Genomic DNA, 21270 nt, shown 5'->3' with positions numbered 1-21270 from the left:
CATCTCGCCCCCTCATCCCCTAGCTGTCGTTCGTTCCGCCGCCTTTCCCGGGCTTACGCCGCGGCTTCCCGTTTGGCCATCGCCATGCGTTTGGTCTGGCGGTTCATCCACAGACAAACGAAAGCAAAGCACGTCAGCATGACGAAACCGATCGTATACGCGCCTGTCATTTCTTTGATCACGCCGAGCACGATCGGCGGGAAGAAACCGCCCACGCCGCCCGCGGCGCCGACGATCCCCGTCACCGCGCCCGTGTTGCCGAAGGACACTTCCGGCACCATCTTGAACACCGCTCCGTTCCCCACGCCGAGGAGTGCGGCCGCTGCCAGGCAGCAAACGCTGAATCCGGCGAACTGGTGCAGCGTGACGGACATGGTAAGCGAAACGAGGATCATCCCGCCGAAGACGACCTGGAGCACCTTGCGCGAACCGATGCGATCCGCCAAATAACCGCCCAGCGGGCGTATGAGCGTGGCGATGACGACGAAGCCGGCCGTTCTGGCCCCCGCCTCCGTCGCGGACAGATGGAACAGGTCCTTGAGAAAGGTCGGCAAGTACGCTCCGAAAGCGACGAAACCGCCGAACGTGAGAAAATAGAAGACGGATAAATACCAGGTCGGCCGTTCCTTCAACACTTCCATCGACTGCCGGAAGGTCTTCGCTTTCGCGGGCAGGGGCAAATCCTTCGTCCCTGCCCAGAAAACGGCGGTTACGACCGCAATCATGACCGCCAGGCCCCAGAACACCCAGGGCAATCCGTATCGGTTAAACACGATCGGCAGCGTAAAGCTCGCCGCGGCTCCTCCCAAATTGCCGAGACCGGCCAATCCGAGCACGAAACCTTGCCTTTCGGGAGGAAACCATCTCGAAACATACGTAAGGGAAATGGCGAACGTCGTCCCCGCCATCCCGATAAACAACGCGCAGAGCAGAAGCAGCCAATACGTTTGCGCGAAACTGGCCAGCAGCAGCGGAATGATCAGAAACAGCATGGTCCCCGCGAAAACCCTCTTGCCGCCAAAGCGGTCCGTATAGATCCCCATCGGGATACGCAGAATCGATCCCAGCAGAACCGGGGTGGCGATCAGCACGCTTTTCTCGATCGCGCTAAGCTGAAACAGCTCCTGAATTTGCCCGGCAATCGGGGAAAACACGCTCCAGATGACGAACGATGCCGTCATCGCCATTGTCGACAGCCCCAGCGCAAGGGCGGATCCTTGTTGCCGCATCGCGATATACTCCCTTAGACTAAGATGCCAGAATGCTTTCTTCCGGAATGTGCAGATACATCTCTCCGCTTTGTTCATCCACTTCCACCTGGAAGGAAGTCACGCAGCCTTCGTCCGGAGCTTGCACCAGTCCGTCGTTCAGGTCGATTTTCCAATCGTGAAGGGGGCAGAAAACGTGATGATCGCACACGATTCCCTCGGAAAGCTTCCCCGCCTTATGCGGGCAGCGATTCTCGATCGCTTTGAGCGCGCCGCCCGTCAGCTTGAATACCGCGATCTCGAGGGCTCCGAGCCGGACGACCCTCGACCTTTTTTCCGCGATTTCCGAAATGTTGCCAATGTGTACCCGCTTCATGCGCGTCATCCCCTTTATTTCAGAATCGATTCGGCAGGCTGCTCATCCATCGGGACGAACGTTTTGCGCTGCTCCTGTTGCTCGATGATTTCTTTCCACGGATCCTTCGTCAGGGACAGCGTCTTGTCGATGCGTTCCACGAGCGCTTCGCGATCTTCCTTGCGCTCCAGAGCCGCCTTGATCGTATCCAGGCCGACCCGCTCCAACCATTCGGACGTCCGTTCATTGTATTTCCCGGTTTCACGGTAGTACTGCAAGTACGCGCCGGCCCATTCGACGACTTCATCTTCGGTTTTCACCTTGCAGAGCAGATCCGATCCGCGAAGCTTGGTGCCTCCGTTGCCGCCCACATGAAGCTCCCAGCCTCCGTCGATCGCGACGACGCCGAAATCCTTGATCGTCGCTTCCGCGCAGTTGCGGGGGCAGCCCGAGACGGCCATCTTCACTTTCGCCGGCGTATTCAGACGCTCGAACTTCTTCTCCAGCGTAATGCCCATGCCGATCGAATCCTGCGTGCCGAAGCGGCAGAACGTCGAGCCTACGCACGTTTTGACGGTTCTGAGCGCTTTGCCGTAAGCATAGCCCGAAGGCATATCGAGATCGGCCCACATGGCGGGCAAGTCTTCCTTCTTCACGCCGAGCAAATCGATGCGCTGTCCGCCCGTCACTTTCACGAGCGGCACCTCGTACTTCTCGGCGATCTCCGCGATTTTCTTCAGATCCTTCGGCGTCGTTACGCCTCCGTACATTCTCGGCACGACCGAGTACGTTCCGTCTTTCTGAATGTTCGCATGATTGCGTTCGTTGACGAAGCGGGACTCCCTCTCGTCCTCATGCTCCTCCGGCCATACCATGCCGAGGTAGTAGTTGAGCGCAGGGCGGCATTTGGAGCAGCCTTCCGGATTCGACCACTCGAGCACGTTCATGACTTCCTTCGAAGTCGTGAGCCTCATGCTGCGGATCGCTTCCACCACTTCATCGCGGCCGAGCGTCGTACAGCCGCAGATGCCTTCTTTGACCGTTTTCACGCCGTCCGCCCCGAGCACGTAGGTGAGCACGTCGGCGACGAGCGGTTTGCAGCCGCCGCAGGAACCGGACGCTTTGGTGCACGCCTTGATGTCGTTCACGCTGGAGCAGCCCTTTTCCTGGATCGCCTTCACGATCGCTCCTTTGGATACCCCGTTGCATCCGCAGACGATCTCGTCGTCGCTCATCGCGGCGACCAAATCCGCGCCCGACTTGGGCTTTGCTCCGCCTTCGCCGAGAAGAACCGTCTTTTCCTTGCCGGATACGTCTTCGCCGCTGCGGATCATCGCGAACAGCCGGGAACTGTCGCTGGTATCGCCGAACAAAACGGCGCCGATGACTTTTCCGTCCCGAATGACGGCCTTCTTGTATACTCCTTCGAAATCGTCCTGCACGCGGACGGTGCGGGTTCCCGGCTCATCCTTGTATTCGCCTGCCGAGAAGACGTTCACGCCCGACACCTTCAGCTTGGTCGAGACGACGGTTCCTTGATAGCCCGCCGTTTCCACGCCGGCAAGCCGTTTGGCCAGAACGGCTCCTTGTTCGTACAACGGCGCGACCAAGCCGTAAGCGATCCCGCGATGTTCCACGCATTCGCCGACCGCGTAGACGTTAGGCACGTTCGTTTCCAGGAAGTCGTTCACCACGATTCCCCGATTGATCTCGATGCCGCAGCTTTTCGCGAGCGCGACGTTCGGCCGGATGCCGACGGCCATGACGATCAGGTCGGCTTTCTCCTCCGATCCGTCGGAGAACCGAAGGCCGGTTACGCGTTTCTTGCCGAGAATCGTTTCGCTGTTTTTCTTCAGCAGGAACTTCATGCCTTGGCGTTCCAATTCTTGCTGCAGCAAGAGAGAGGCCGTACGATCCAACTGAAGATTCATTAAGTATTCGTTGATGTGGACGACCGTGACTTCCATGTGAAGGTTCAACAAACCCCGGGCCGCTTCCAGCCCGAGAAGGCCGCCTCCGATGACGATCGCTTTCTTGTATTGCTTGGCGGCTTCCATCATCGTTTCGCAATCCTTGATGTCCCGGAAAGCGATGACGCCTTCTTTGTCCGCGCCGGGCAGCGGCAGCATGAAAGGCAGCGAGCCCGTCGCGATGATCAGTTCGTCGTACGGAGCGGTGATACCGCCGTCGCTCGTGACGAGTTTGCGTTTCGTATCGATCTTGGTCACGGTTTGGCCCGTATGCAAGGTAATGTGATTTTCTTCGTACCACGACCAGTCGTTAATGACAATGTCCTTCATATCGGCATCGCCGGCCAAAACCGACGAAAGCAGGATGCGGTTATAATTCGGATGAGGTTCTTTGCCAAAGACGGTAATGTCGTAGCGGTTCGGCGCAAGCTTCAGCAGCTGCTCGATACAGCTGACTCCGGCCATCCCGTTTCCGATTAAAACAAGTTTCTTTTTCATGGCGACCCACTCTCCCCACCAGATGTAATGTTACATGTTGTGTTAGTTATAAACCAACGTAAATCGAAAGACTGCTTCTCCTTTTTTTAATTACGTAAGTTAATGTGACATGTGAAGATTTATTAATAATGTACCTTGTAAAGACATGTTTTTCAACAACAATTTCATATTTTTTTGAAATCGCGAAGAAAAAAATCTTTGCAAAGACGAACATTATAATTTTAAAGCGGATACATCATTCGTTATTTAGTGATTTTCACTAAAATATCTAACGAATTTTCATACACTGACAATGAATGGACCTTGTTTGTAACCGATTTCATGTAATGTTAATTGACAAACCATATGAAGTTCATTTTCTTTTCTCGAATCCTGATCGGCGAACACATTGCCATTCAACGATAAAAAGGCCCGTCCCCGTAAGGAACAAGCCGACACTCGCGCGCCCCCGGCCGCAGCCGGTTCTGCTCAGTTGTTTCCATTTCCCCCAACTACTACAATAAGGTTAACCGATACCTCCCGGGAGGAATTTCGTTGGACTACATCACCCATAATCTGTTCGGCGTCGCCATCTACGGCGCCCAAGACCGGAAGCGGATGGACCTCAAAATGAAGATCGCCCTGCTGGCGACTTCCATCGGCTCAAGCGTGATTCCGGACATCGACATTCAATGGGCAAGCCGCGCGGACGGCTCCTACTTGATCAACCATAGGGGGATTACCCATTCGTTCCTGATGGCTCCCGTATGGGCGGCGCTTTTCTTCGGCCTGGCTGTCCTCCTTCTCCGCGTCAAGGACAAGCGCATTTTCTATACCGGCCTGATCGGCGTCCTCCTGCATATCGTGAGCGATTGGACGAACGCTTGGGGGACCGGGCTGTTCGAGCCGTTCACGTCCCGCAAATACGCCGGCGGCTTCATTCCGAACAAAGGTTACGTATTTTGGTGTTTCGCCGCGTTCGCCGCGCTTCTGCTGCCTTTTTTCCGCGGGCATGAAGGCCGGCTTCGGGCGATCCGGTCCTTCTGGGTTTTGTCGGCCGTCTACGTGCTGTTCCAGATCGGGCATTCCGTCTATGTCATTTCCGACCTGAAATCGCAAGGCTATGACCGCGTAGCTATCCGGGCCGACCGCTGGCCGGGCGGCATATCCTACTACGCCAAGAGGGACGATACCGTCGTCGAGGGCCGCAGCGAGCTTGGCGGAGAGCGGAACCGCATCGTCCAGTCCTATCGCACCGACCCGGTCGATGTGGACGCATTGATGCAGGACAGTCGGGCGCGCGCGATCCTGCTGTTCGCCCCGTTCGTCGCCGCGCAGGACTTGGGCGACCGCATCCGCCTGTTCGATCCCCGCTTCGCCGGAAGGCTCGGCATGCTGGAGGCCGTCGTCCCCAAAGGAGGCTGATCCATGCTGCTAGTTATCGCCATGGCGTCCATGCTGATCGACCATATCGGATTCATCTTCTTTCCCGGCGACGAAGCGTACCGCATCGTAGGCAGAATCGCGTTCCCCTTGTACTGTTGGTTTCTCGTGCAAGGATTCCGCCACACCCGGGATCATGGGAAATACATGCGGAGGCTTCTCTGGCTCGCCTGCCTGTCCCAGATTCCTTTTGCGCTTGCGCTGCAGCTTCCGAAGCTCAACGTCATTTTCACGCTGCTCTTGTCGATGGCCGCCATGTACGCATGGGAACGCATCCCTTCGGAGAAACGGTTCCCCGTTCTGACGGCAGCCGCCTTCGCGGCCGCCGCGATCGTCCCGATGGATTACGGACTGTACGGCGTCCTGCTCGTATTCCTATACCGTTATTGCGACAGGAAGGCGGTACTCGTGACTCACGCGATACTCAACGCCGCTTTCTGGCTCCTGTACGGGCCGAGCTACGCGATCCAGATGTTCAGCCTCCTGGGCAGCCTGCTCATCCTTCTCCCGCTGCCGGAACGAGCCGTACGGCGCGGCCGATGGCTCTACCGGGCCTTCTATCCGGCGCATTTGGCCGTTCTGTTCGCCTTGCGGGCGTTGCTGAAGACTTAAATCTTATTGTGGTCGCTATACATGATGCTCTTCACGAGCTTCGGCCATTTCGAGTTCGCGGGGCAATATTTTCTGGCGACTTTCTCCACGGTCGTGTACCCTTTGCCCACGTAGCTTTTGGAAATGAGCTGGCCGAATTTGCGGACGCTGTCCGCCTTCGTTTCGAAGGAAAATGCTTTATGGTTGCCATTGCCGGTGGCGTTTAGGCCGAACAGGTTGTTTTTCGTCTTGGCGAGCCGGCTCTTGCCGTTTCCGCTTTCCAGCTTCATGACGGCGATCGTGAAATAGGCGTTGATGCCGTACTTGTCCTCGATTTCCAATATGGCCTCTTCCAACTGTTGATCCGCCAAAGCGGTGCCCTCCAAAATCTCTTCGATATGCGCCTGCGTGAGTCCGGAATCGGAATAAACGACCGACGTCGGTTTGGACGGTTCGGAAGCGGGAACCTTCGGCTTCAGAACGGCTTCGATCGCGGCAGCCGCAACCCCGGCTTTGGCAGGCTCGGCATAACCTCCGTGCACGAAGCCTCCATCGTCCAACTGAAGCCATCCGTTTTCCGTGCCTTTCAGGACGCTCAAGGTCGTTCCTTTCTCCACGACGCGCAGAATCCGCGCCTTATTGCTCGGTTTCTCGCGCACGTTCAAATAATAGGCAGTCGTTATGTAGGGCAGGGTTACTTCGCTTGAGGAGGGAGCTGCGGCGGCCGCCGCGACGGCAACCGGCTTCGCGGGTGTTTGAAGGGACTTCTCTGCGGCCGTCCGCGGAGGAACTTTGACGAGCGCGGCGATTTGCAGGCGGGGATCGAGCTCGGCAACAGCCTTCGCCGTTAAGGGAGCCGCTTCCGCGTATTGGTTTCTGGAGACGGCGAAATGCAGAAGCAAGGACAGAAGCAGAATCGCGCTGAGTACGAAAATGGTAAAGGTCAGATCGCGTTTGGCAAGCATGGAACCACTCCTTCGCGCATCATTGTCGTACAGGCTACATTGATTGTACGGTGATGACGCCGAAAAGCTTGTCAAACGGTCTCCGATTATTCGAAGAGAATTTGTCGCAACGCTAAAGACCGCCTCGGGTCGGGGCGGTCCGCATTCGCGCGCATTGTCGATTCAGGCAGCTTGCCTATCCGGAACCGGCTTTGCATGCTCCATTCAGCCATTCCGTCAATCTTGGGTACGCCCGCTTGGCATCTTGGTAACCTTGCGCATAGAGACTCTCCAGCTTGGCTTTGTCCTGCTCCACCCGCCCGACCTTAAGCGGCAACGCGGGACGGATGACGAATGCGGCGCCCGCCCGTTCGCGTTCTTCGATGTAGGAGAGGGTGCCGTTGTAGGTTTCGTGCCGGCGAAGCATGGCTTCTACGAATTTCGGATACGCTCCGAATTTCTTCCTGAGCAGCCAGCCGAGACGGTTCCGGCTTTTGGCGTAGCCCTTGTGGCGGGTCAGGATGAGGACGGTGCGGTCACAACCTTCGCTCTCCGCCCGCCGGATCGGAATCGGATCCGTGATGCCGCCGTCCATCAGCTTCCGGCCCTTGTATTCCACGATCGGAGCCAAGAAAGGCAGGGAGCTGGACGCCCGCAGAAGCGTCAGCAGATCAAACCCCTCCTCGCCTTTCCCATAATACGCGGGAAGGCCGGTCTCCACGTCGGTCGTGCCCACGACGAACGCTTCCCCCGCTTCCTCGAACCTCTTGAAGTCGAACGGTACCAGCGAGCGCGGGATTTCGTCGAAGATGAAATCCATTCCGAACAGCTCGCGCCGATGCCGCAGGAACTTCTTCCATGACAAATACCGGAGATCGCCGGCAAAGCCGATGTTGACGGCTTTGTTCCGCCCCCGCTGCCGCGCCAGGTAGCTGACGGCCATGCACGCGCCTGCCGATACGCCGATTTGATATGGAAAGTACAGATCCCGTTCCGCGAAGTATTCCAACACCCCGGCCGTATACAACCCGCGCATCCCTCCTCCTTCAAGCACTAATCCCGCGCGGCCGCCGATCGCGACATTCGTCTCCAAGGTTTCTCCCGCTCCGTTCCGATTCCGTTTTGAGTCGTCCTCTTCTACCCATCCCTCCCTATATTCTGTGCCCCTTGCCGATTGTCCTCCTTCGAGGGCTGTAAACGCCGTAAACGGCGCTTATTGGGTCTCGAGAATTTGCGCGGCTGCCTCCAGTTCTTTCTTCGTAAACAGCATATGTTCCATCAAATACTTGACGAACAGCTCGTCCCTCACGAGCGACGCTTGGTGATGGCGCTTGATGTAATGCTCTGCGGCCTCGAACGTCGGGAACGAACGGTCCATCGTCTCCCCGTTCCTGTCGATCCGCCAGTCGCTCCCCGTCGTGAAAACGTAAAACTGTTCCGCCTCCCGGTTGTCGTACAGGTTGCCGTAATCCGAACCCTTCACGTTAAACCGGTTACGCGAAGCGTCGGGACGTACCGGATCGATTCCGAACGCCGAATCGACGAAGCTCGCGTATGCTTCCTCCGTCAGCGGGCATCCGGACGCTTTGGCGTGTCCGCCGCCTCCGTATTTCCCGGCGATCTCCGAAACGTCCACTTCGTCGTGGATCGTTCGCAGGCTCATTTTGCGGCCGCCCATGTTCAGGATGGCGATGTAGTCCAAATGGGAATGTTCCTTTCCCAGCTCGCTCGACAGCTCGGAATGGTACGATTCCGCGTGCACGATCCCGACGCACCGGTCCGCGATGAACGTTTGGACAAGCTCTCTCTTCTTCCTACGGACGTAGCGGTCGATTTTGTCCTGTTCCAGCCCAAGCAGCTTCTCCTCGAACTCGGTGAAGGCGAACTCGGCTTCGGACCGCAGCCGCTCCATCATCGCCTCCTCGAAGTCTTCGATCGACCACAGGAAGAACAGATCGTTGAGCTGTTTGGCCTTCAGGTTGCCTAACGCTTCCCATTCCCAGGTATCGTATTGGCGAACCCATTCCACGAACGTGTCCGCGGCAGCCGTCCGCTCGATCCATCCCTCCCGGAGCAAATAATCGTACAACAAGGAAGCGGCGGACGCCAGACGGCCGTCTTCGTACGCCACCGTAACGTCAGCCCAAGGGTACCGGCTCAGTTCCAATGCGGACCGGTGATGGTCGATCAATCGGACTCTTCCTCCGGATTCGGCATATGCGTTCAACCTTTCGGCATTCGCTTCGTTCACCGACAGATCCGTAATCATGAGGATGTCGTTCTTAGGGGACCTACCATGGTCCTTGCGGTTCAGGAACCTCTCAACCTCCCGGTTAAGCCCGTCGACGGAGTTGTAGCGGACTTCCGCCTGATCGCCGAATGCGAGTCTGGCGAGAAGGCCGCAGCTTACGCCGTCCAGATCGTTATGGGTAAATAAAAAAAGCATCCATCTCCCCCGCTTTGTGGCCAACTTGCCGCGTGCGTGGGATAGGATGCCCAATGACGATCGTTCGATTCCTTCTCTGAGGGGTGGCAGCGATTGCGCGTTTTAGACCGTGAGATAGATGGATCCGCTGACCCGGTCGATTTCCAATTCATACGTGGTGACGCAGCCGTCGTCCGGTTCCTGGACTTTGCCGGACTTGAGATCGATTTTCCAATCGTGCAGCGGACAATGCACCGTGCTGCCGCATACCATGCCTTCGGACAGTTTGCCGCCCTTGTGCGGGCAATGGTTTTCCACGGCCAGTACCTCGTCGCCCGTAAGCCGGAACAAGGCGATTTCGGTATCCCCTAAACGGACGGTCCTCGATCCCTTCGGATCGATGTCGGATAAATTCGCGATCAAATGTTTGGCCATGCCGGGTTCCTCCTAGCTCTGCACCGATGCCGGTTCCGTCAAAGGTTCGAAATTTTTGCGCAGTTCTTTTTCCCGGGCGATTTGCTTCCACGGGTCGACCGAGCGGCTGAGCGCGGCCTTGATTCTGGCGAACAGGGCTTCGCGGTCTTCTTTCTTCTCCAACGCCTTCTTCACGGTGTCCAGTCCGACCCGTTCGATCCATACCGACGTTCTTTCGTTCCATTGCGCGTTCTCGCGGTAGTATTGGAGGAAGGCGCCGGCCCATTCCACCACTTCCTCCTGCGTTTTGACGACGCAGAGCAGGTCCGTCGCCCGGACGTGAACGCCGCCGTTGCCTCCGACATGAAGCTCCCAGCCGCCGTCGATGGCGACCACGCCGAAGTCCTTGATCGTCGCTTCCGCGCAGTTGCGGGGACAACCGGACACCGCCAGCTTCACCTTGGCAGGGGTGTTCAGCCGCTCGAACTCCTTCTCCAGCCGGATGCCCATCGCGATCGAATCCTGCGTGCCGAAACGGCAGAACGTTTCCCCTACGCACGTTTTCACCGTCCGCAGCGCTTTCCCGTAGGCATAGCCGGAAGGCATGTCGAGCTCCTCCCACATCTTCGGAAGGTCTTCCTTCTTCACCCCGAGCAAGTCAATCCTTTGCCCGCCTGTGATCTTGACCAGAGGAACTTCGAACTTCTCCGCCACCTCGGCGATTTTCTTGAGCTCCGACGGGGACGTTACGCCGCCGTAAATCCTCGGCACGACGGAATAGGTGCCGTCCTTCTGGATATTCGCGTGGTACCGCTCGTTCGTAAAGCGGGACTCTCTCTCGTCCTCATATTCCTCCGGCCACAGCATGCCCAGGTAATAGTTGAGGGACGGCCGGCATTTGGAGCAGCCTTCGGGATTCGTCCAGTTCAGGACATGCATGACTTCCTTAACCGACTTGAGCTGCATCCGCTTGATTTCGGCGACGATTTCGTCGCGGTCCAGGCTCGTGCAACCGCAGATGCCTTCCTTCACCGGCTCTCCCGCCGCTTCGCCCGCATAGATCTGCAGAAGACCTTCGACGAGCGGCTTGCAGCCGCCGCAGGAAGCCGACGCTTTCGTGCAGGCTTTGATTGCGCCAACCGTGGTGCAGTTCTTGTTTTGGATGGCGTCCTGGATCGTTTCCTTGGAAACGCCGTTGCATCCGCAGATGATCTCGTCGCCCGCCATCTGGGCCAAACGGCTTTCCGCGGACGAGCCGCCGGATCCGCCCGGGGCGAAGCCGAGCAGAAGCTCTTTTTCCCTGCCTTTGATCGATTCGCCTTTCTTGATCAAAGAGAACAGGCCGGCACCGTCGCTTGTATCGCCGAACAAAACGGCTCCGACGAGTTTGTCGCCCTGGATGACGATCTTCTTGTACACCCCGTCGAGCTCGTCTTGATAGCGCATGGCGCGGGTGCCCGGCGGCTCGTCGAATCGGCCCGCAGAGAAAACGTCGACGCCCGACACCTTCAGCTTGGTCGACGTGACGGACCCGGCGTAGCCCTCCGTTTCCGCTCCCGCCAAATGTTTGGCCAGCACGGCTCCCTGTTCGTACAGCGGTGCGACGAGTCCGTAGGCGATTCCGCGGTGTTCCGCGCATTCCCCGACCGCGTAAACGTTCGGCACGCTCGTTTCCATGAAGTCGTTCACCACGATCCCGCGGTTCACTTCGATGCCGGACGCCTTGGCCAAATCGGTGTTCGGACGGATACCCACCGCCATGACGATCAGATCGGCCTCTACTTCCGATCCGTCCGTAAATTTCAGCCCCTTCACCCGGCCCCGGCCGTAAATGGATTCCGAATTTTTCTGGAGCAGAAATTTCATCCCTTGGTTTTCCAGCTCTTTTTGCAGCATTTTGGCCGCAGCTTCGTCCAATTGCCGTTCCATCAAATTCGGAAAGATATGGACGACGGATACGTCCATCCCCAGGTGCAGAAGCCCCCGCGCGGCTTCCAGGCCCAGCAATCCGCCTCCGATCACCACGGCCTTCTTATATTTCTTGGAGGTTTCCATCATGATTTCGCAGTCCTTGATATCCCGGAACGCGATGACGCCCTCTTTGTCCGCTCCCGGAAGAGGAAGCATGAACGGATTCGAGCCGGTGGCCAGAATGAGTACGTCGTATTCCGCGGCGATTCCCTTCTGGGAATAGACGATACGGTTCTTCGTATCGATCTTCTCGACCGTATGGCCCGCCAGCAGACGGATGTTGTTTTCTTCATACCAGCTCCAGTCGTTGATGACGATGTCCTGCAGATTCGCCCCGCCCGCCAATACGGAAGAAAGCATGATCCGATTGTAGTTGGGATGGGGTTCCGAACCGAAGATCGTGATGTCGTAAGCACCCGGAGCCAATTTGATCAGATGCTCGATCGTTCTGACGCCTGCCATTCCGTTGCCGACCATGACCAGTTTTTTGGGCATTTTCATGTCATCATCTCTCCCGTTGTTTCTGGTTCCTCATTCGGATTGAGGGAAGAAAACACAAAAAGCCTGCTTCGCTCGGGCCGATGAACGCGCATCGCCGTTGTGAAGGCAGGCTTCTTTGCCATTTGTCAGGATACGCCTTTGTATCCATAGATATATAGAAAGAGTTATTTAAGGTTACTATACCTTCCCGAAACGATTCATGTCAATATAAATTACACTAAAAATTGTTTCATGGATTTATCGACACACCCCTGTGTTTTATGTTATATATTTTAACATGACGACCGGAAAGGAGCGGCCAATCATGCGTTCTTTGTTGGTAATTCATCAAGAAGCGGCGGCGCCGGAGCCAGGCGAATCCATGCCCAAGTCGACCCTCCGCTCCATCGGCTTTCAAGTGACGATGGCCATCAACGAAGAGCAAGCATTCCGGGGGGTCGAGACAGCCGACGCGGCCATCCTTCATCTTCCCGTCTCTCGAATCAAAACATGGACGAACACGTTGCATCAATGGAAACGATTGCCGCTGATCTGGTGGTGCGGCGCGTCGTCCGCCTCCCAGTCGCTCGACGCCTGCGAGGACGACGTAGTCATCGACGGCATCCTGACGCCCGCCATGAACGAACGCGAAGTTCATTGGGCGCTTCATTTCGGCTCGCGTCAATTTTATCAGAGGGAACAATGGCTGGAGGAACGCAAACAGCTCTTAGCCAGGGTCGAAGAGAGAAAATGGATCGATATGGCCAAAGGCATCTTGTGCGAGATCAAGAACATTTCGGAAGCGGAAGCTTACGAAATGCTCCGCAAACAGGCCATGAACGAACGCAAGCGCATGGTGGATGTCGCGACTTCCATCGTAAAGGTATACGAGCTTCTGCAGGATTCCAAACAGAAAGGAACGAAACGCCGATGATCCAATTGCTCAAAGAAGTCGGACGGGGCAAACGGGGCGCCCGGGATTTGACATACGAAGAATCGCTTCGAGCGGCGGAACAAATTCTCACGATGGAAGCGACGCCGGCTCAGATCGGCGCTTTTTTCATCGCCGAACGGATCAAGATGGAAAGCGTCGAGGAATTGGAGGCGTTCACCGTCGTCTGCCGGAAATATGCATCCCGAACCCCCGTGCAGCGGGGGATCGATTGCGCAGGCCCCTACGACGGACGGAAAAAAACGTTTATGGCCACCTTCGCCGTCGCCTTTGTCCTGGCCTCCGCGGGTCTCCCGGTAACGCTGCACGGCACCTCCTCCTTGCCGCCCAAGTGGGGAGTTACGCTGGAGGACGTCATTCAGGCGTCCGGCATTCCGCTTGATCGACTGTCCAGGGATCTCGCTCTGCGGGCGGCGGAACGGACCGGAATTCTGTACGTCCAGGCCGAGGAATGGTGCCCTCCTCTGCGCAAGCTTCGCCCGATCCGGGAAGAGCTCGGGATGAGAACCGTACTGAACACGGCGGAGAAGCTGATCGATTATTCGCATTCCCCTTACTTGGCTTTCGGCGTGTACCACAACACCGTTTTCGACCGGTTGAGCCGGCTGCTCACGAATCTCGAGTACCGGAGGTCGATGATCGTTCAGGGGGCGGAAGGCTCAGAGGACCTGTTCATCGACCGCCCGACGCGGACCTATCTCGTGGAGAGAGGAGAAGCGCAGCTGCAGGTCATCGATCCCGACGTCTATGGCTTGGAGACGCCGGTTCCCGAAATGGAATGGACCAAGGAGGAACAGGTTCGCGTCACGGAGGAGGTCCTGCGCGGACAAGGAAACTTGGCCTTCGTCCATCAGGTGCTGCTGAACGCGGCCGTTCGACTGAAGCTGGCCGAAAAGACGGAATCGATTGAGCAAGGCCTGTACACCGCGAAAGCGCTGCTGGATTCCGGAGAAGCTTGGGACCGTTATACGAGTTGGAAGAATATTTTGCTGGAAAAGGAATTTAAGGTGATCTGAACATCGAGGCGTCTTGCAACCTCCACCCATAAGCGGCGCTAGCCGGGGGTGGAGGTTTTGCTTGGGGTTGAACTTACAACAACGTCTATCGATAGAAAACGAACGATGTTCGTTAACGGATGCCATGGAAAGCCGACTTTGCCCCCCCTTCTTGCCCGGGCTATCCTTCTCGGCGGAGCAGCTCCACGCCCGCTTCCGTCGCGATAACCACTCTGTCCGCACCCCTAGGGAATATCCCTGTCTCCACGGCACCCGTCGTCATTTTCAACGCCTGATGCAGAGTGGCTGGATCCGGGATCCGGCCGAAATCGCAATCCAGGATCCAATTCCCGTTATCGGTCTCGAACGGTTGTCCGCCAGCGGACCGAAGCACGGCGGTCCCGCCTAGCCGGTTCACCCGCCGGAGCGTGACCTCCCAGCCGAACGGCACGATTTCGACGGGCACTTGGAATGCCCCAAGAACTTCCACCCTTTTCGTATCCTCCGCGACGATGATTACTTCTCGGGAAGCCTGCGCCACGATTTTCTCCCGAAGCAGCGCCCCTCCTCCTCCTTTGATGAGATTGAGGCCAGGATCGATTTCGTCCGCTCCGTCGATCGTCAGATCGATCGTCTCGGCTTCCCCGAACCCGATGAGGGGAATTCCAAGCTCCGCCGCCAATTTCGCCGTGGACACGGAGGTGGGAATCGCACGGATATTCAAGCCGTTTTTTACTCTTTCTCCGATTTTTAAAGTCGCCCAATAAGCCGTCGATCCGGTGCCCAGTCCGACGACCATTCCGTCCTGGACGAACTCCGACGCTTTCTCTCCCGCTCTCTTCTTCTTATCCAATCCATCCACCTCAATCGCCGTTTCGGCCTGCTCCGGATACGAACCCGGGGATGCCGCCAATACTACCTACGATATCATTTCCCCAATCGGAGGTCCATGCCATGCACATACCCTTGAGAACGTTACTCGCGATTTGCCTTCTGGCGCTAACTGCGCCCGCAATTCCGGCACACCACGCGGCAGCTGCCGTCATCGCCCCGGTCATCCCCGACGAAGATCCCGGCGCCAAAACGGAGGCGTTGCGGGCCGGACGGGGGAGCTTCCGTTCGCCGCGGATGGGATACACGGGCGGCAACCGCGCCCGCAATCCGGCCGTGAACCAGCCGGTTAACCGTGCGCCGGCCGCGCCGTCGGGCCGAACCGGAGGATTCTTCGGCGGACTGTTCGGGGGATTCCTGGCTGGGAGCTTGCTCGGCAGCCTGTTCCACCCGTTCGGTTACGGCGGCTTCGGAGGGGTCTCGATTGTTGGCCTGCTGTTCTGGGCCGTGATCCTGTATGGGGCATACCGTCTGCTCAGGCGCGCCTTCGGCCGCGGGCGGTGATTTCTCGCGCGCTCGCTTAGGCGAATAAAATGCGGCTGGAACGCCGTAAAACAATCGCAACCACGCCGTAGCCCGGAAAACCCCGGTTACATCGTCGCAAAACACCCGTCTCTACGCCGTAGCCCGGATAAACCCGGTTACAGCGTCGCAAAACACCCGTTTCTACCCTGTAGCCCGGATAAACCCGGTTACAGCGCCGCAAAACTGCCGCCAACTCGCTGTAGCCCACAAAAACCCGGTTACAGCCCCCGCGCTTCACACCCCACTCCTCTCAACAGCACAATCAAGACAACTACCCCATATCAATTATAACGAAATATAACAAATCACTACTAAACAATACGTTCCTATGTTATGATAGCTTACATAGCCTATAGCTATCATGATAAGGAGGCATTCCGGTTGAACACCATACGCTGGATATCGATGCTTTCCCTCGCTTTGCTGCTAATCGTCCTGTCCTCGTCGATTCATCCTGCTCTGGCCGCCAAGAAGAAGACGGAGCTTCTCGTTTCCGCAGCCGCGAGCCTCAAAGACAGCCTCGGTGAAATCGGAAAACTGTACGAAAAACAACATCCGGACATCGAGGTTACGTTCAATTACGGTTCGTCCGGCACGCTCCAGAAGCAGATCGAGCAAGGCGCCCCTGCCGATCTCTTCTTCTCCGCCGGCAAGAAGCAAGTGGACGCGCTTGCGAAACAAGATCTCATCGGCGAGAACAAGACCATCCTGCTCAATGAATTGGTGTTGGTCGTTCCTGCCGACTCCAAGTTAACCTTCACGACCGTGAAGCAGCTCACCGACGAAGCGGTCAAAACCGTCGCGATCGGACAGCCGGAATCTGTCCCCGCCGGACAATATGCCAAAGAAACTTTGACCGCCCGCAAAGTCTGGGACGTGCTGCAGGACAAACTCGTGTACGCGAAGGACGTCCGCCAGGTATTGACGTACGTCGAAACCGGAAACGCCGACGCCGGATTCGTCTACAAGACCGACGCGCTGACGACCAAGAAAGCGAGAATCGCCCTGAAAATCATCCCTGGCGTGCATTCGCCGATCGTCTACCCGGCCGGCATCGTGAAGGAATCGAAGCACCCTGCCGAAGCGAAAGCCTTCTTCGTCTATCTCCAATCCAAGGAAGCCGGCGCCGTCTTCACGAAATACGGCTTCAAGCTGTCCGAATAACCCGCATGGATTGGAACCTTTTTTTCGAACCGATCGCGCTTTCCGTCGAGATCTCGCTGGCCGCAAGCGTTCTGGTATTCCTGTTGTCGCTGTTCATCGCCTGGAAAATGGCCCGAGCGCGCTTTTTCGGAAAAAGCGTCGTCGAAACGCTCCTGCTGCTGCCGTTAGTGCTCCCTCCTACGGTCGTCGGCCTCCTTCTGCTCGTTCTGCTCGGGCGGCGCAGTTGGATCGGCGAAACGTACGAAGCGTTGTTCGGCGGACCGATTCTGTTCACGTGGGGGGCCGCGGCGATCGCTGCGACGGTAGTCGCATTCCCCCTCGCCTACCGTGCCATGAAAACCGGCTTCGAAAGCGTCGACTGCGATCTCGAGGATGCCGCCAGGGCCATCGGGGCGAACGAGTGGCAGGTTTTCCGGTATGTATCGCTGCCTCTCGCCTTCCGTTCGCTTACGTCCGCCTATATCTTAGGTTTCTGCCGCGGGTTGGGCGAATTCGGTGCGACGCTTATGGTGGCCGGCAACATTCCTGGGAAAACGCAGACGATTCCGACCGCCATCTACGTGGCTGCGGACGGCGGGAGCATGCGAATGGCTTGGGCCTGGTCCGGCTCGATGCTGCTCTTGTCGTTCCTGATGCTGCTCCTCTCCAACAGACTTACGAAGCAGACGTGAAAATGAGCCCCAATAAAGTAACCAACCTCTCGAGGGTTAATTCGTTTCGAGTCCTCCAGAGGCCCCCGCTGATCGCCTTAAGCCCTTCCAACCGGTCACACTGCTGGCGGGAAGGGCTTTATACCAATGCTTATACGCTCACCGCAACCGTTTGTGATACAATGGGGGACAGAAAAGCCGGCCGCAACCATCGGGAGGGTGTCCATGTCGAGCGAGGTCTCTTACACGGCGGAGGAAATCGCCAAGCTGCTCAAAATATCCAAGCTCACCGTTTACGATCTGATCAAACGCGGCGAACTGCCCTCCTACCGGGTCGGCAAGCAGCTGCGCGTGGACGCGGAAGACCTGGAGGCGTACAAACGCCGTACCCGGGGAACGCCGCGGACCGAAGTGCGGATCGACTCCTCGCCGTCCGATCTGCCCGCGGCTCCTGCTCTCCCTCAGACGCCTGTCGGCGGGATCCGTCCCATCGTCATTACCGGACAAGACATCAGCCTCGATATTTTGACTAAGCATATGGAGAAACGGATCACGGGCTTTCGCCCGCTGCGGTCGTACGTCGGCAGCATGGACAGCTTGATCTCGATGTACCGCGGCGAATCCGACATCGTGAGCACGCATCTGCTGGACGGCGATACCGGAGAATACAACCTGCCTTACGTTCGCAAGCTATTCGTCGGTTTCTCCTTCCTGGTCGTCAATCTCTTGTCCCGGAACGCGGGCTTGTATGTCCGCCAAGGCAATCCGCTGGGGATCCGCACATGGGAGGACTTAGGCAATCCGGGACTGCGCCTCGTCAACCGCGAGAAGGGCTCCGGAGCCCGCGTGCTGCTGGACGAACAGCTTCGGCTGCACGGAATCAAGCCCGAGCAGCTTGACGGGTATGCCTTCGAGCAAACGAACCATCTGGGCGTCGCTTCCAAAGTGGCTTCAGGAGAAGCCGACGTCGGCGTCGGGATCGAGAAAGCAGCCCTCATCGTCGGTCAACTCGACTTCATTCCCTTGATTCGGGAACGCTACGATCTCGTCGTGCTGAAAAACCGGAACACTCAGCCTTGGCTTCCTGCTTTGCTTGAGATCCTGCGGTCCGATAACTTCCGCAAGGAGCTCGGCACCATAGCAGGGTACGACCTGACACGAACGGGAGAGATCCTCTTCGAAACGTAAGCCGCCCGCTCTTCCTCCCTCCATAGCATACAGGCTTGAAAGTATCCGGCCCTCACGTGACTTCGACCGATTGTTCCGCTACCCTGTCCCAGATCGAATTCACCGTCAGCTTCAAATTGGATCCCCGCTCCGGATGCACGTAACTCCCGTCGCTTCGAAAATAATGCTCGTGTCCGCCGATCATCATGATTTGGCCGATATGGCCCGGAGCGTACTTCTTCCGGTTCCAATACCAGACGCCATGGCGGTTCCGGCTCCAACCGCTCCAGCTGCCCAACCACGTAATCGGATCTCTGCACGTTCCTCTCTCGTCCACCGCGACCAAATAGCTGACTTTGTCCCGGTAAGCGGGACGAATCGGCACTTTCGGGGATCCGACCTGCACGATCCGGAAATCCGGGATCGCCCTCTCGTCCATCAAGCGGGCCGCCGCATGATACGAGGCTACGCAGCCTCCGCTGTGCCCGATGAACAGAACGGGTCGTCCGGATGACCATTTCCGCACTTCGGCGGCGGCTTCCCGGCCGCCCGAACGCAAGAAGCCGCGAAGCCGCGCCAAATCGGCGCCCACCTCCGCCACTTGGCGCCACAGCCGGATCGTATGGTCGCCATAGGGAAACAGTTCGCGGATGACCGGCTCCCTTCCCGCTTCGCGGAACCGCAGTCTCAGTTCTTCTTTGCATTCGGCGAACAGGCTTCTCGATGAACCGACACCCGCGAGCAAATAAACGTCCCATTCCGGGGGAACCGCCGTCTTCGTCATGCGTATTCACCGCCTATATCCCCATTTTCCCCCGAAGGCGGCGGGAACAATACAGAAGTCCCGTGATCGCCATGGCTGCGATACGGGACTTATACGGCAATCTTCCGATACCTCCGGCGATGCCGACGGAGTGCCTTATGCTAGAGCCGAGTGTCGTCTACCTTGCCCAGCCAGGTTTCGATCACGCCCACGACCGACTCGATGCATCCGTCCGCGAACGGGGATTGGAGGCCTGCGTATTCCACCAGCTCGACGAACGATCGGCTGCCGCCGGCTTGACACAGCTTAAGGTAGTCCGCCCATGACGACTTCCAGTCCTCGTTCATTCGTTTCCAGAATTGAAAGGCGCAAAGCTGGGCCAACGCATAATCGATGTAATAGAACGGCGTGTGGAAGATATGGCCCTGCCTATGCCAGTAGCCGCCGCCCTCCAGGTAATCGTTGCCGTCGTAATCCCGGTGGGGCAAATATTTGCGCTCGATGGTCCGCCAGGCCTGCTTGCGCTCCTCCGGCGTCGCGTCCGGATTGTCGTACACGTAATGCTGGAACTCGTCAACCGTGACCAGGTAGGGAATGATCAGCAGCGACTGGGCGAGATGGTCGAACCGGTATTTCTCCGCCTCGTCTTGGAAGAACAGCTCCATCCATGGCCAAGCGAAAAACTCCATGCTCATCGAATGGATCTCGCACGCTTCGTAGGTCGGAAAGCTGTATTCCGGCACCTTGAAGCCCCTGCTCTGGTACACTTGGAACGCATGGCCGACTTCGTGCGTCAGCACGTCGATATCGCCCGAGGTACCGTTGAAATTGGAGAAAATGAACGGGGCCCCGTATTCGCTGAAATACGTGCAGTAGCCTCCGCTTTGTTTGCCTTTCTTGCTGACGAGGTCCATCAAGCCGTTCTCGACCATGAACGAGTAGAACTCGTGCGTTTCCGGCGACAGCTCTTCGTACATCTTGGCCCCATTGTTCATAATCCATTCGGGACCTCCCTTGGGCTTCGCGTTGCCCGATGGGAAGCTGAATCCTTCGTCATAATAGCGGAGCCGCTCGACCGAAATCCGGCTGCGCTGCCGTTCTTTCAGCTTGGTCGCCTCCGGGACGATGTGCTCCAGCACCTGGCGGCGGAAATTCCGGACCATCCCTTCATTGTAATCCGTGCGGCTCATTCGATCGTAACCGAGCTGAATGAAGTTGTCGTAGCCCAGCTTCTTCGCGATATTCGTCCGGACCTTGACGAGCTCGTCGTAAATCCGGTCGAAATCCGCTTCATGGTCGGCCATAAACCTGTATCGCGCTTCCGCGGCCCTTCTGCGCACGTCCCGATCCGTCGACTGCTCGAACGGGGTCAATTGGGCGAGCGTCCGCTCTTCGCCTTCGAACGGAATTTTGGCGGATGCGATGAGCATCGCGTATTCCGTCGTCAGCTTGTTCTCTTGCTGCAAGTCCTCGATGATTTCCGGACGGAACGTCTTGAGCGACAGCTCGGCAAGCCGGAACAGCTGGCTCCCCCACTCCTGCTCCAATTCCGCCCGGAAACGGGACTGGGCCAGCACCCGGTAAAAATTCGTCACGTACTCTTGGACGACGGGTTTCACCTCATCCATGAAGTCCTGCTCGGCTTTGTAGAATTCGTCGGTGGTGTCGATGGAATGCCGAACCGATACGATCGTGGTTTTCGTATCGAAAGCATTGCGCAACTCGTTGATCGACGCCATGACCCGGCTTTGCTCTTCGTAGCTCTGAGCCGCCTCGAAGGAAGCGATCCGATCCTTGAAAAGCTGTTCCAGCTTCTTCACGTCCGGCCGTTCATAAGGGAACACGTTGAATTTCATCTTCGTTTCGTCCTCTCCTTCCACTCCTG

The 21270-nt window shown here is 57.4% G+C and carries 19 protein-coding genes; 8 read left to right on the top strand and 11 right to left on the bottom strand.

The features are described from left to right. Positions 1–53: 53 nt before the first annotated feature. The 3 genes from GE107_RS09845 to nirB (GE107_RS09835) are packed head-to-tail and all read right to left on the bottom strand — an operon-like array spanning position 54 to position 4031. A complete protein-coding gene (locus GE107_RS09845; protein WP_219639518.1) occupies positions 54–1229 on the bottom strand; it encodes an MFS transporter in 1176 nt (391 codons plus the stop codon). Positions 1230–1248: 19 nt separating this feature from the next. Next, positions 1249–1584 (bottom strand): nitrite reductase small subunit NirD, encoded by a 336-nt coding sequence (gene nirD / locus GE107_RS09840; RefSeq protein WP_219639517.1) that lies wholly within the window; start codon positions 1582–1584, stop codon positions 1249–1251. Positions 1585–1598: 14 nt separating this feature from the next. Then, a complete protein-coding gene (gene nirB / locus GE107_RS09835) occupies positions 1599–4031 on the bottom strand; it encodes a nitrite reductase large subunit NirB (RefSeq protein ID WP_219639516.1) in 2433 nt (810 codons plus the stop codon). Positions 4032–4565: 534 nt separating this feature from the next. Here nirB (GE107_RS09835) and GE107_RS09830 point away from each other — a divergent pair. After that, the gene (locus GE107_RS09830) at positions 4566–5435 is read left to right on the top strand and encodes a metal-dependent hydrolase (protein WP_219639515.1); all 870 of its coding nucleotides are present in this window, start codon (positions 4566–4568) and stop codon (positions 5433–5435) included. A gap of 3 nt (positions 5436–5438) precedes the next feature. Beyond that, entirely contained in the window at positions 5439–6065 is a 627-nt protein-coding gene (locus GE107_RS09825) for a TraX family protein (RefSeq protein ID WP_219639514.1), read from the top strand. Here the strand turns inward: GE107_RS09825 and GE107_RS09820 are convergent. From GE107_RS09820 to nirB (GE107_RS09800), 5 genes are all read right to left on the bottom strand, one after another. Further along, positions 6062–7009 carry a glucosaminidase domain-containing protein gene (locus GE107_RS09820; protein ID WP_219639513.1) on the bottom strand — a complete coding sequence of 316 codons (948 nt, stop codon included), beginning with the start codon at positions 7007–7009 and terminating at the stop codon, positions 6062–6064. The two genes, GE107_RS09825 and GE107_RS09820, sit on opposite strands and share 4 nt — an antisense overlap. 175 nt (positions 7010–7184) lie before the next feature. Continuing rightward, positions 7185–8063 (bottom strand): patatin-like phospholipase family protein, encoded by an 879-nt coding sequence (locus GE107_RS09815; RefSeq protein WP_370636348.1) that lies wholly within the window; start codon positions 8061–8063, stop codon positions 7185–7187. 138 nt (positions 8064–8201) lie between these two features. Further along, positions 8202–9434 carry a DHH family phosphoesterase gene (locus GE107_RS09810; protein WP_219639512.1) on the bottom strand — a complete coding sequence of 411 codons (1233 nt, stop codon included), beginning with the start codon at positions 9432–9434 and terminating at the stop codon, positions 8202–8204. Between the two features lie 102 nt (positions 9435–9536). Next, positions 9537–9848 carry a nitrite reductase small subunit NirD gene (nirD, locus tag GE107_RS09805; protein ID WP_219639511.1) on the bottom strand — a complete coding sequence of 104 codons (312 nt, stop codon included), beginning with the start codon at positions 9846–9848 and terminating at the stop codon, positions 9537–9539. Positions 9849–9860: 12 nt separating this feature from the next. Then, entirely contained in the window at positions 9861–12299 is a 2439-nt protein-coding gene (nirB, locus tag GE107_RS09800; protein ID WP_304516861.1) for a nitrite reductase large subunit NirB, read from the bottom strand. Between the two features lie 304 nt (positions 12300–12603). Here nirB (GE107_RS09800) and GE107_RS09795 point away from each other — a divergent pair, with 304 nt between their 5' ends. Both GE107_RS09795 and GE107_RS09790 read left to right on the top strand, forming a co-directional pair. Then, positions 12604–13212, top strand: a complete 609-nt coding sequence (locus GE107_RS09795) for an ANTAR domain-containing response regulator (protein WP_219639510.1) — start codon at positions 12604–12606, stop codon at positions 13210–13212. Next, positions 13209–14246 (top strand): anthranilate phosphoribosyltransferase, encoded by a 1038-nt coding sequence (locus GE107_RS09790; protein WP_219639509.1) that lies wholly within the window; start codon positions 13209–13211, stop codon positions 14244–14246. Before GE107_RS09795 ends, GE107_RS09790 begins: the two co-directional genes overlap by 4 nt. 160 nt (positions 14247–14406) lie before the next feature. On the opposite strand, the gene rpiA is transcribed toward GE107_RS09790, so the two are convergent. Next, the gene (gene rpiA / locus GE107_RS09785; protein ID WP_219639508.1) at positions 14407–15078 is read right to left on the bottom strand and encodes a ribose-5-phosphate isomerase RpiA; all 672 of its coding nucleotides are present in this window, start codon (positions 15076–15078) and stop codon (positions 14407–14409) included. A 101-nt stretch (positions 15079–15179) separates the two neighbouring features. Here rpiA and GE107_RS09780 point away from each other — a divergent pair, with 101 nt between their 5' ends. The 4 genes from GE107_RS09780 (at position 15180) to GE107_RS09765 (ending at position 18643) form a co-directional block, all read left to right on the top strand. After that, positions 15180–15620: a hypothetical protein gene (locus tag GE107_RS09780; protein ID WP_219639507.1), complete on the top strand. Its 441-nt coding sequence runs from the start codon at positions 15180–15182 to the stop codon at positions 15618–15620. A 426-nt stretch (positions 15621–16046) separates the two neighbouring features. After that, positions 16047–16805, top strand: a complete 759-nt coding sequence (modA, locus tag GE107_RS09775) for a molybdate ABC transporter substrate-binding protein (RefSeq protein ID WP_370636347.1) — start codon at positions 16047–16049, stop codon at positions 16803–16805. 5 nt (positions 16806–16810) lie between these two features. Then, positions 16811–17476 carry a molybdate ABC transporter permease subunit gene (gene modB, locus GE107_RS09770; protein ID WP_219639505.1) on the top strand — a complete coding sequence of 222 codons (666 nt, stop codon included), beginning with the start codon at positions 16811–16813 and terminating at the stop codon, positions 17474–17476. 204 nt (positions 17477–17680) lie between these two features. Further along, positions 17681–18643 carry a helix-turn-helix transcriptional regulator gene (locus GE107_RS09765; RefSeq protein WP_219639504.1) on the top strand — a complete coding sequence of 321 codons (963 nt, stop codon included), beginning with the start codon at positions 17681–17683 and terminating at the stop codon, positions 18641–18643. A 52-nt stretch (positions 18644–18695) separates the two neighbouring features. Here the strand turns inward: GE107_RS09765 and GE107_RS09760 are convergent, their stop codons facing one another. After that, positions 18696–19406, bottom strand: a complete 711-nt coding sequence (locus tag GE107_RS09760) for a hypothetical protein (protein WP_219639503.1) — start codon at positions 19404–19406, stop codon at positions 18696–18698. A gap of 140 nt (positions 19407–19546) precedes the next feature. Then, positions 19547–21241 (bottom strand): M3 family oligoendopeptidase, encoded by a 1695-nt coding sequence (locus GE107_RS09755; protein ID WP_219639800.1) that lies wholly within the window; start codon positions 21239–21241, stop codon positions 19547–19549. Positions 21242–21270: the final 29 nt, after the last annotated feature.

This window comes from Cohnella sp. CFH 77786 (genome assembly GCF_019400745.1).
Taxonomy (GTDB): Bacteria; Bacillota; Bacilli; order Paenibacillales; family Paenibacillaceae; genus Cohnella.
Note: the sequence above shows the minus strand (reverse complement) of the source record. Positions and strands in the feature narration are given on the sequence as shown.

Excerpts from the sequence above, each read along its gene's own strand:
- GE107_RS09790 (WP_219639509.1), top strand. The coding sequence starts at position 13,209 with ATGATCCAATTGCTCAAAGAAGTCGGACGGGGCAAACGGGGCGCCCGG.
- nirD (WP_219639517.1), bottom strand. The coding sequence starts at position 1,584 with ATGAAGCGGGTACACATTGGCAACATTTCGGAAATCGCGGAAAAAAGG.
- GE107_RS09765 (WP_219639504.1), top strand. The coding sequence starts at position 17,681 with ATGTCGAGCGAGGTCTCTTACACGGCGGAGGAAATCGCCAAGCTGCTC.
- modA (WP_370636347.1), top strand. The coding sequence starts at position 16,047 with ATGCTTTCCCTCGCTTTGCTGCTAATCGTCCTGTCCTCGTCGATTCAT.
- GE107_RS09825 (WP_219639514.1), top strand. The coding sequence starts at position 5,439 with ATGCTGCTAGTTATCGCCATGGCGTCCATGCTGATCGACCATATCGGA.
- GE107_RS09780 (WP_219639507.1), top strand. The coding sequence starts at position 15,180 with ATGCACATACCCTTGAGAACGTTACTCGCGATTTGCCTTCTGGCGCTA.
- GE107_RS09760 (WP_219639503.1), bottom strand. The coding sequence starts at position 19,406 with ATGACGAAGACGGCGGTTCCCCCGGAATGGGACGTTTATTTGCTCGCG.
- nirD (WP_219639511.1), bottom strand. The coding sequence starts at position 9,848 with ATGGCCAAACATTTGATCGCGAATTTATCCGACATCGATCCGAAGGGA.
- GE107_RS09845 (WP_219639518.1), bottom strand. The coding sequence starts at position 1,229 with ATGCGGCAACAAGGATCCGCCCTTGCGCTGGGGCTGTCGACAATGGCG.
- GE107_RS09810 (WP_219639512.1), bottom strand. The coding sequence starts at position 9,434 with ATGCTTTTTTTATTTACCCATAACGATCTGGACGGCGTAAGCTGCGGC.
- GE107_RS09820 (WP_219639513.1), bottom strand. The coding sequence starts at position 7,009 with ATGCTTGCCAAACGCGATCTGACCTTTACCATTTTCGTACTCAGCGCG.
- GE107_RS09755 (WP_219639800.1), bottom strand. The coding sequence starts at position 21,241 with ATGAAATTCAACGTGTTCCCTTATGAACGGCCGGACGTGAAGAAGCTG.
- modB (WP_219639505.1), top strand. The coding sequence starts at position 16,811 with ATGGATTGGAACCTTTTTTTCGAACCGATCGCGCTTTCCGTCGAGATC.
- nirB (WP_219639516.1), bottom strand. The coding sequence starts at position 4,031 with ATGAAAAAGAAACTTGTTTTAATCGGAAACGGGATGGCCGGAGTCAGC.
- nirB (WP_304516861.1), bottom strand. The coding sequence starts at position 12,299 with ATGAAAATGCCCAAAAAACTGGTCATGGTCGGCAACGGAATGGCAGGC.
- GE107_RS09795 (WP_219639510.1), top strand. The coding sequence starts at position 12,604 with ATGCGTTCTTTGTTGGTAATTCATCAAGAAGCGGCGGCGCCGGAGCCA.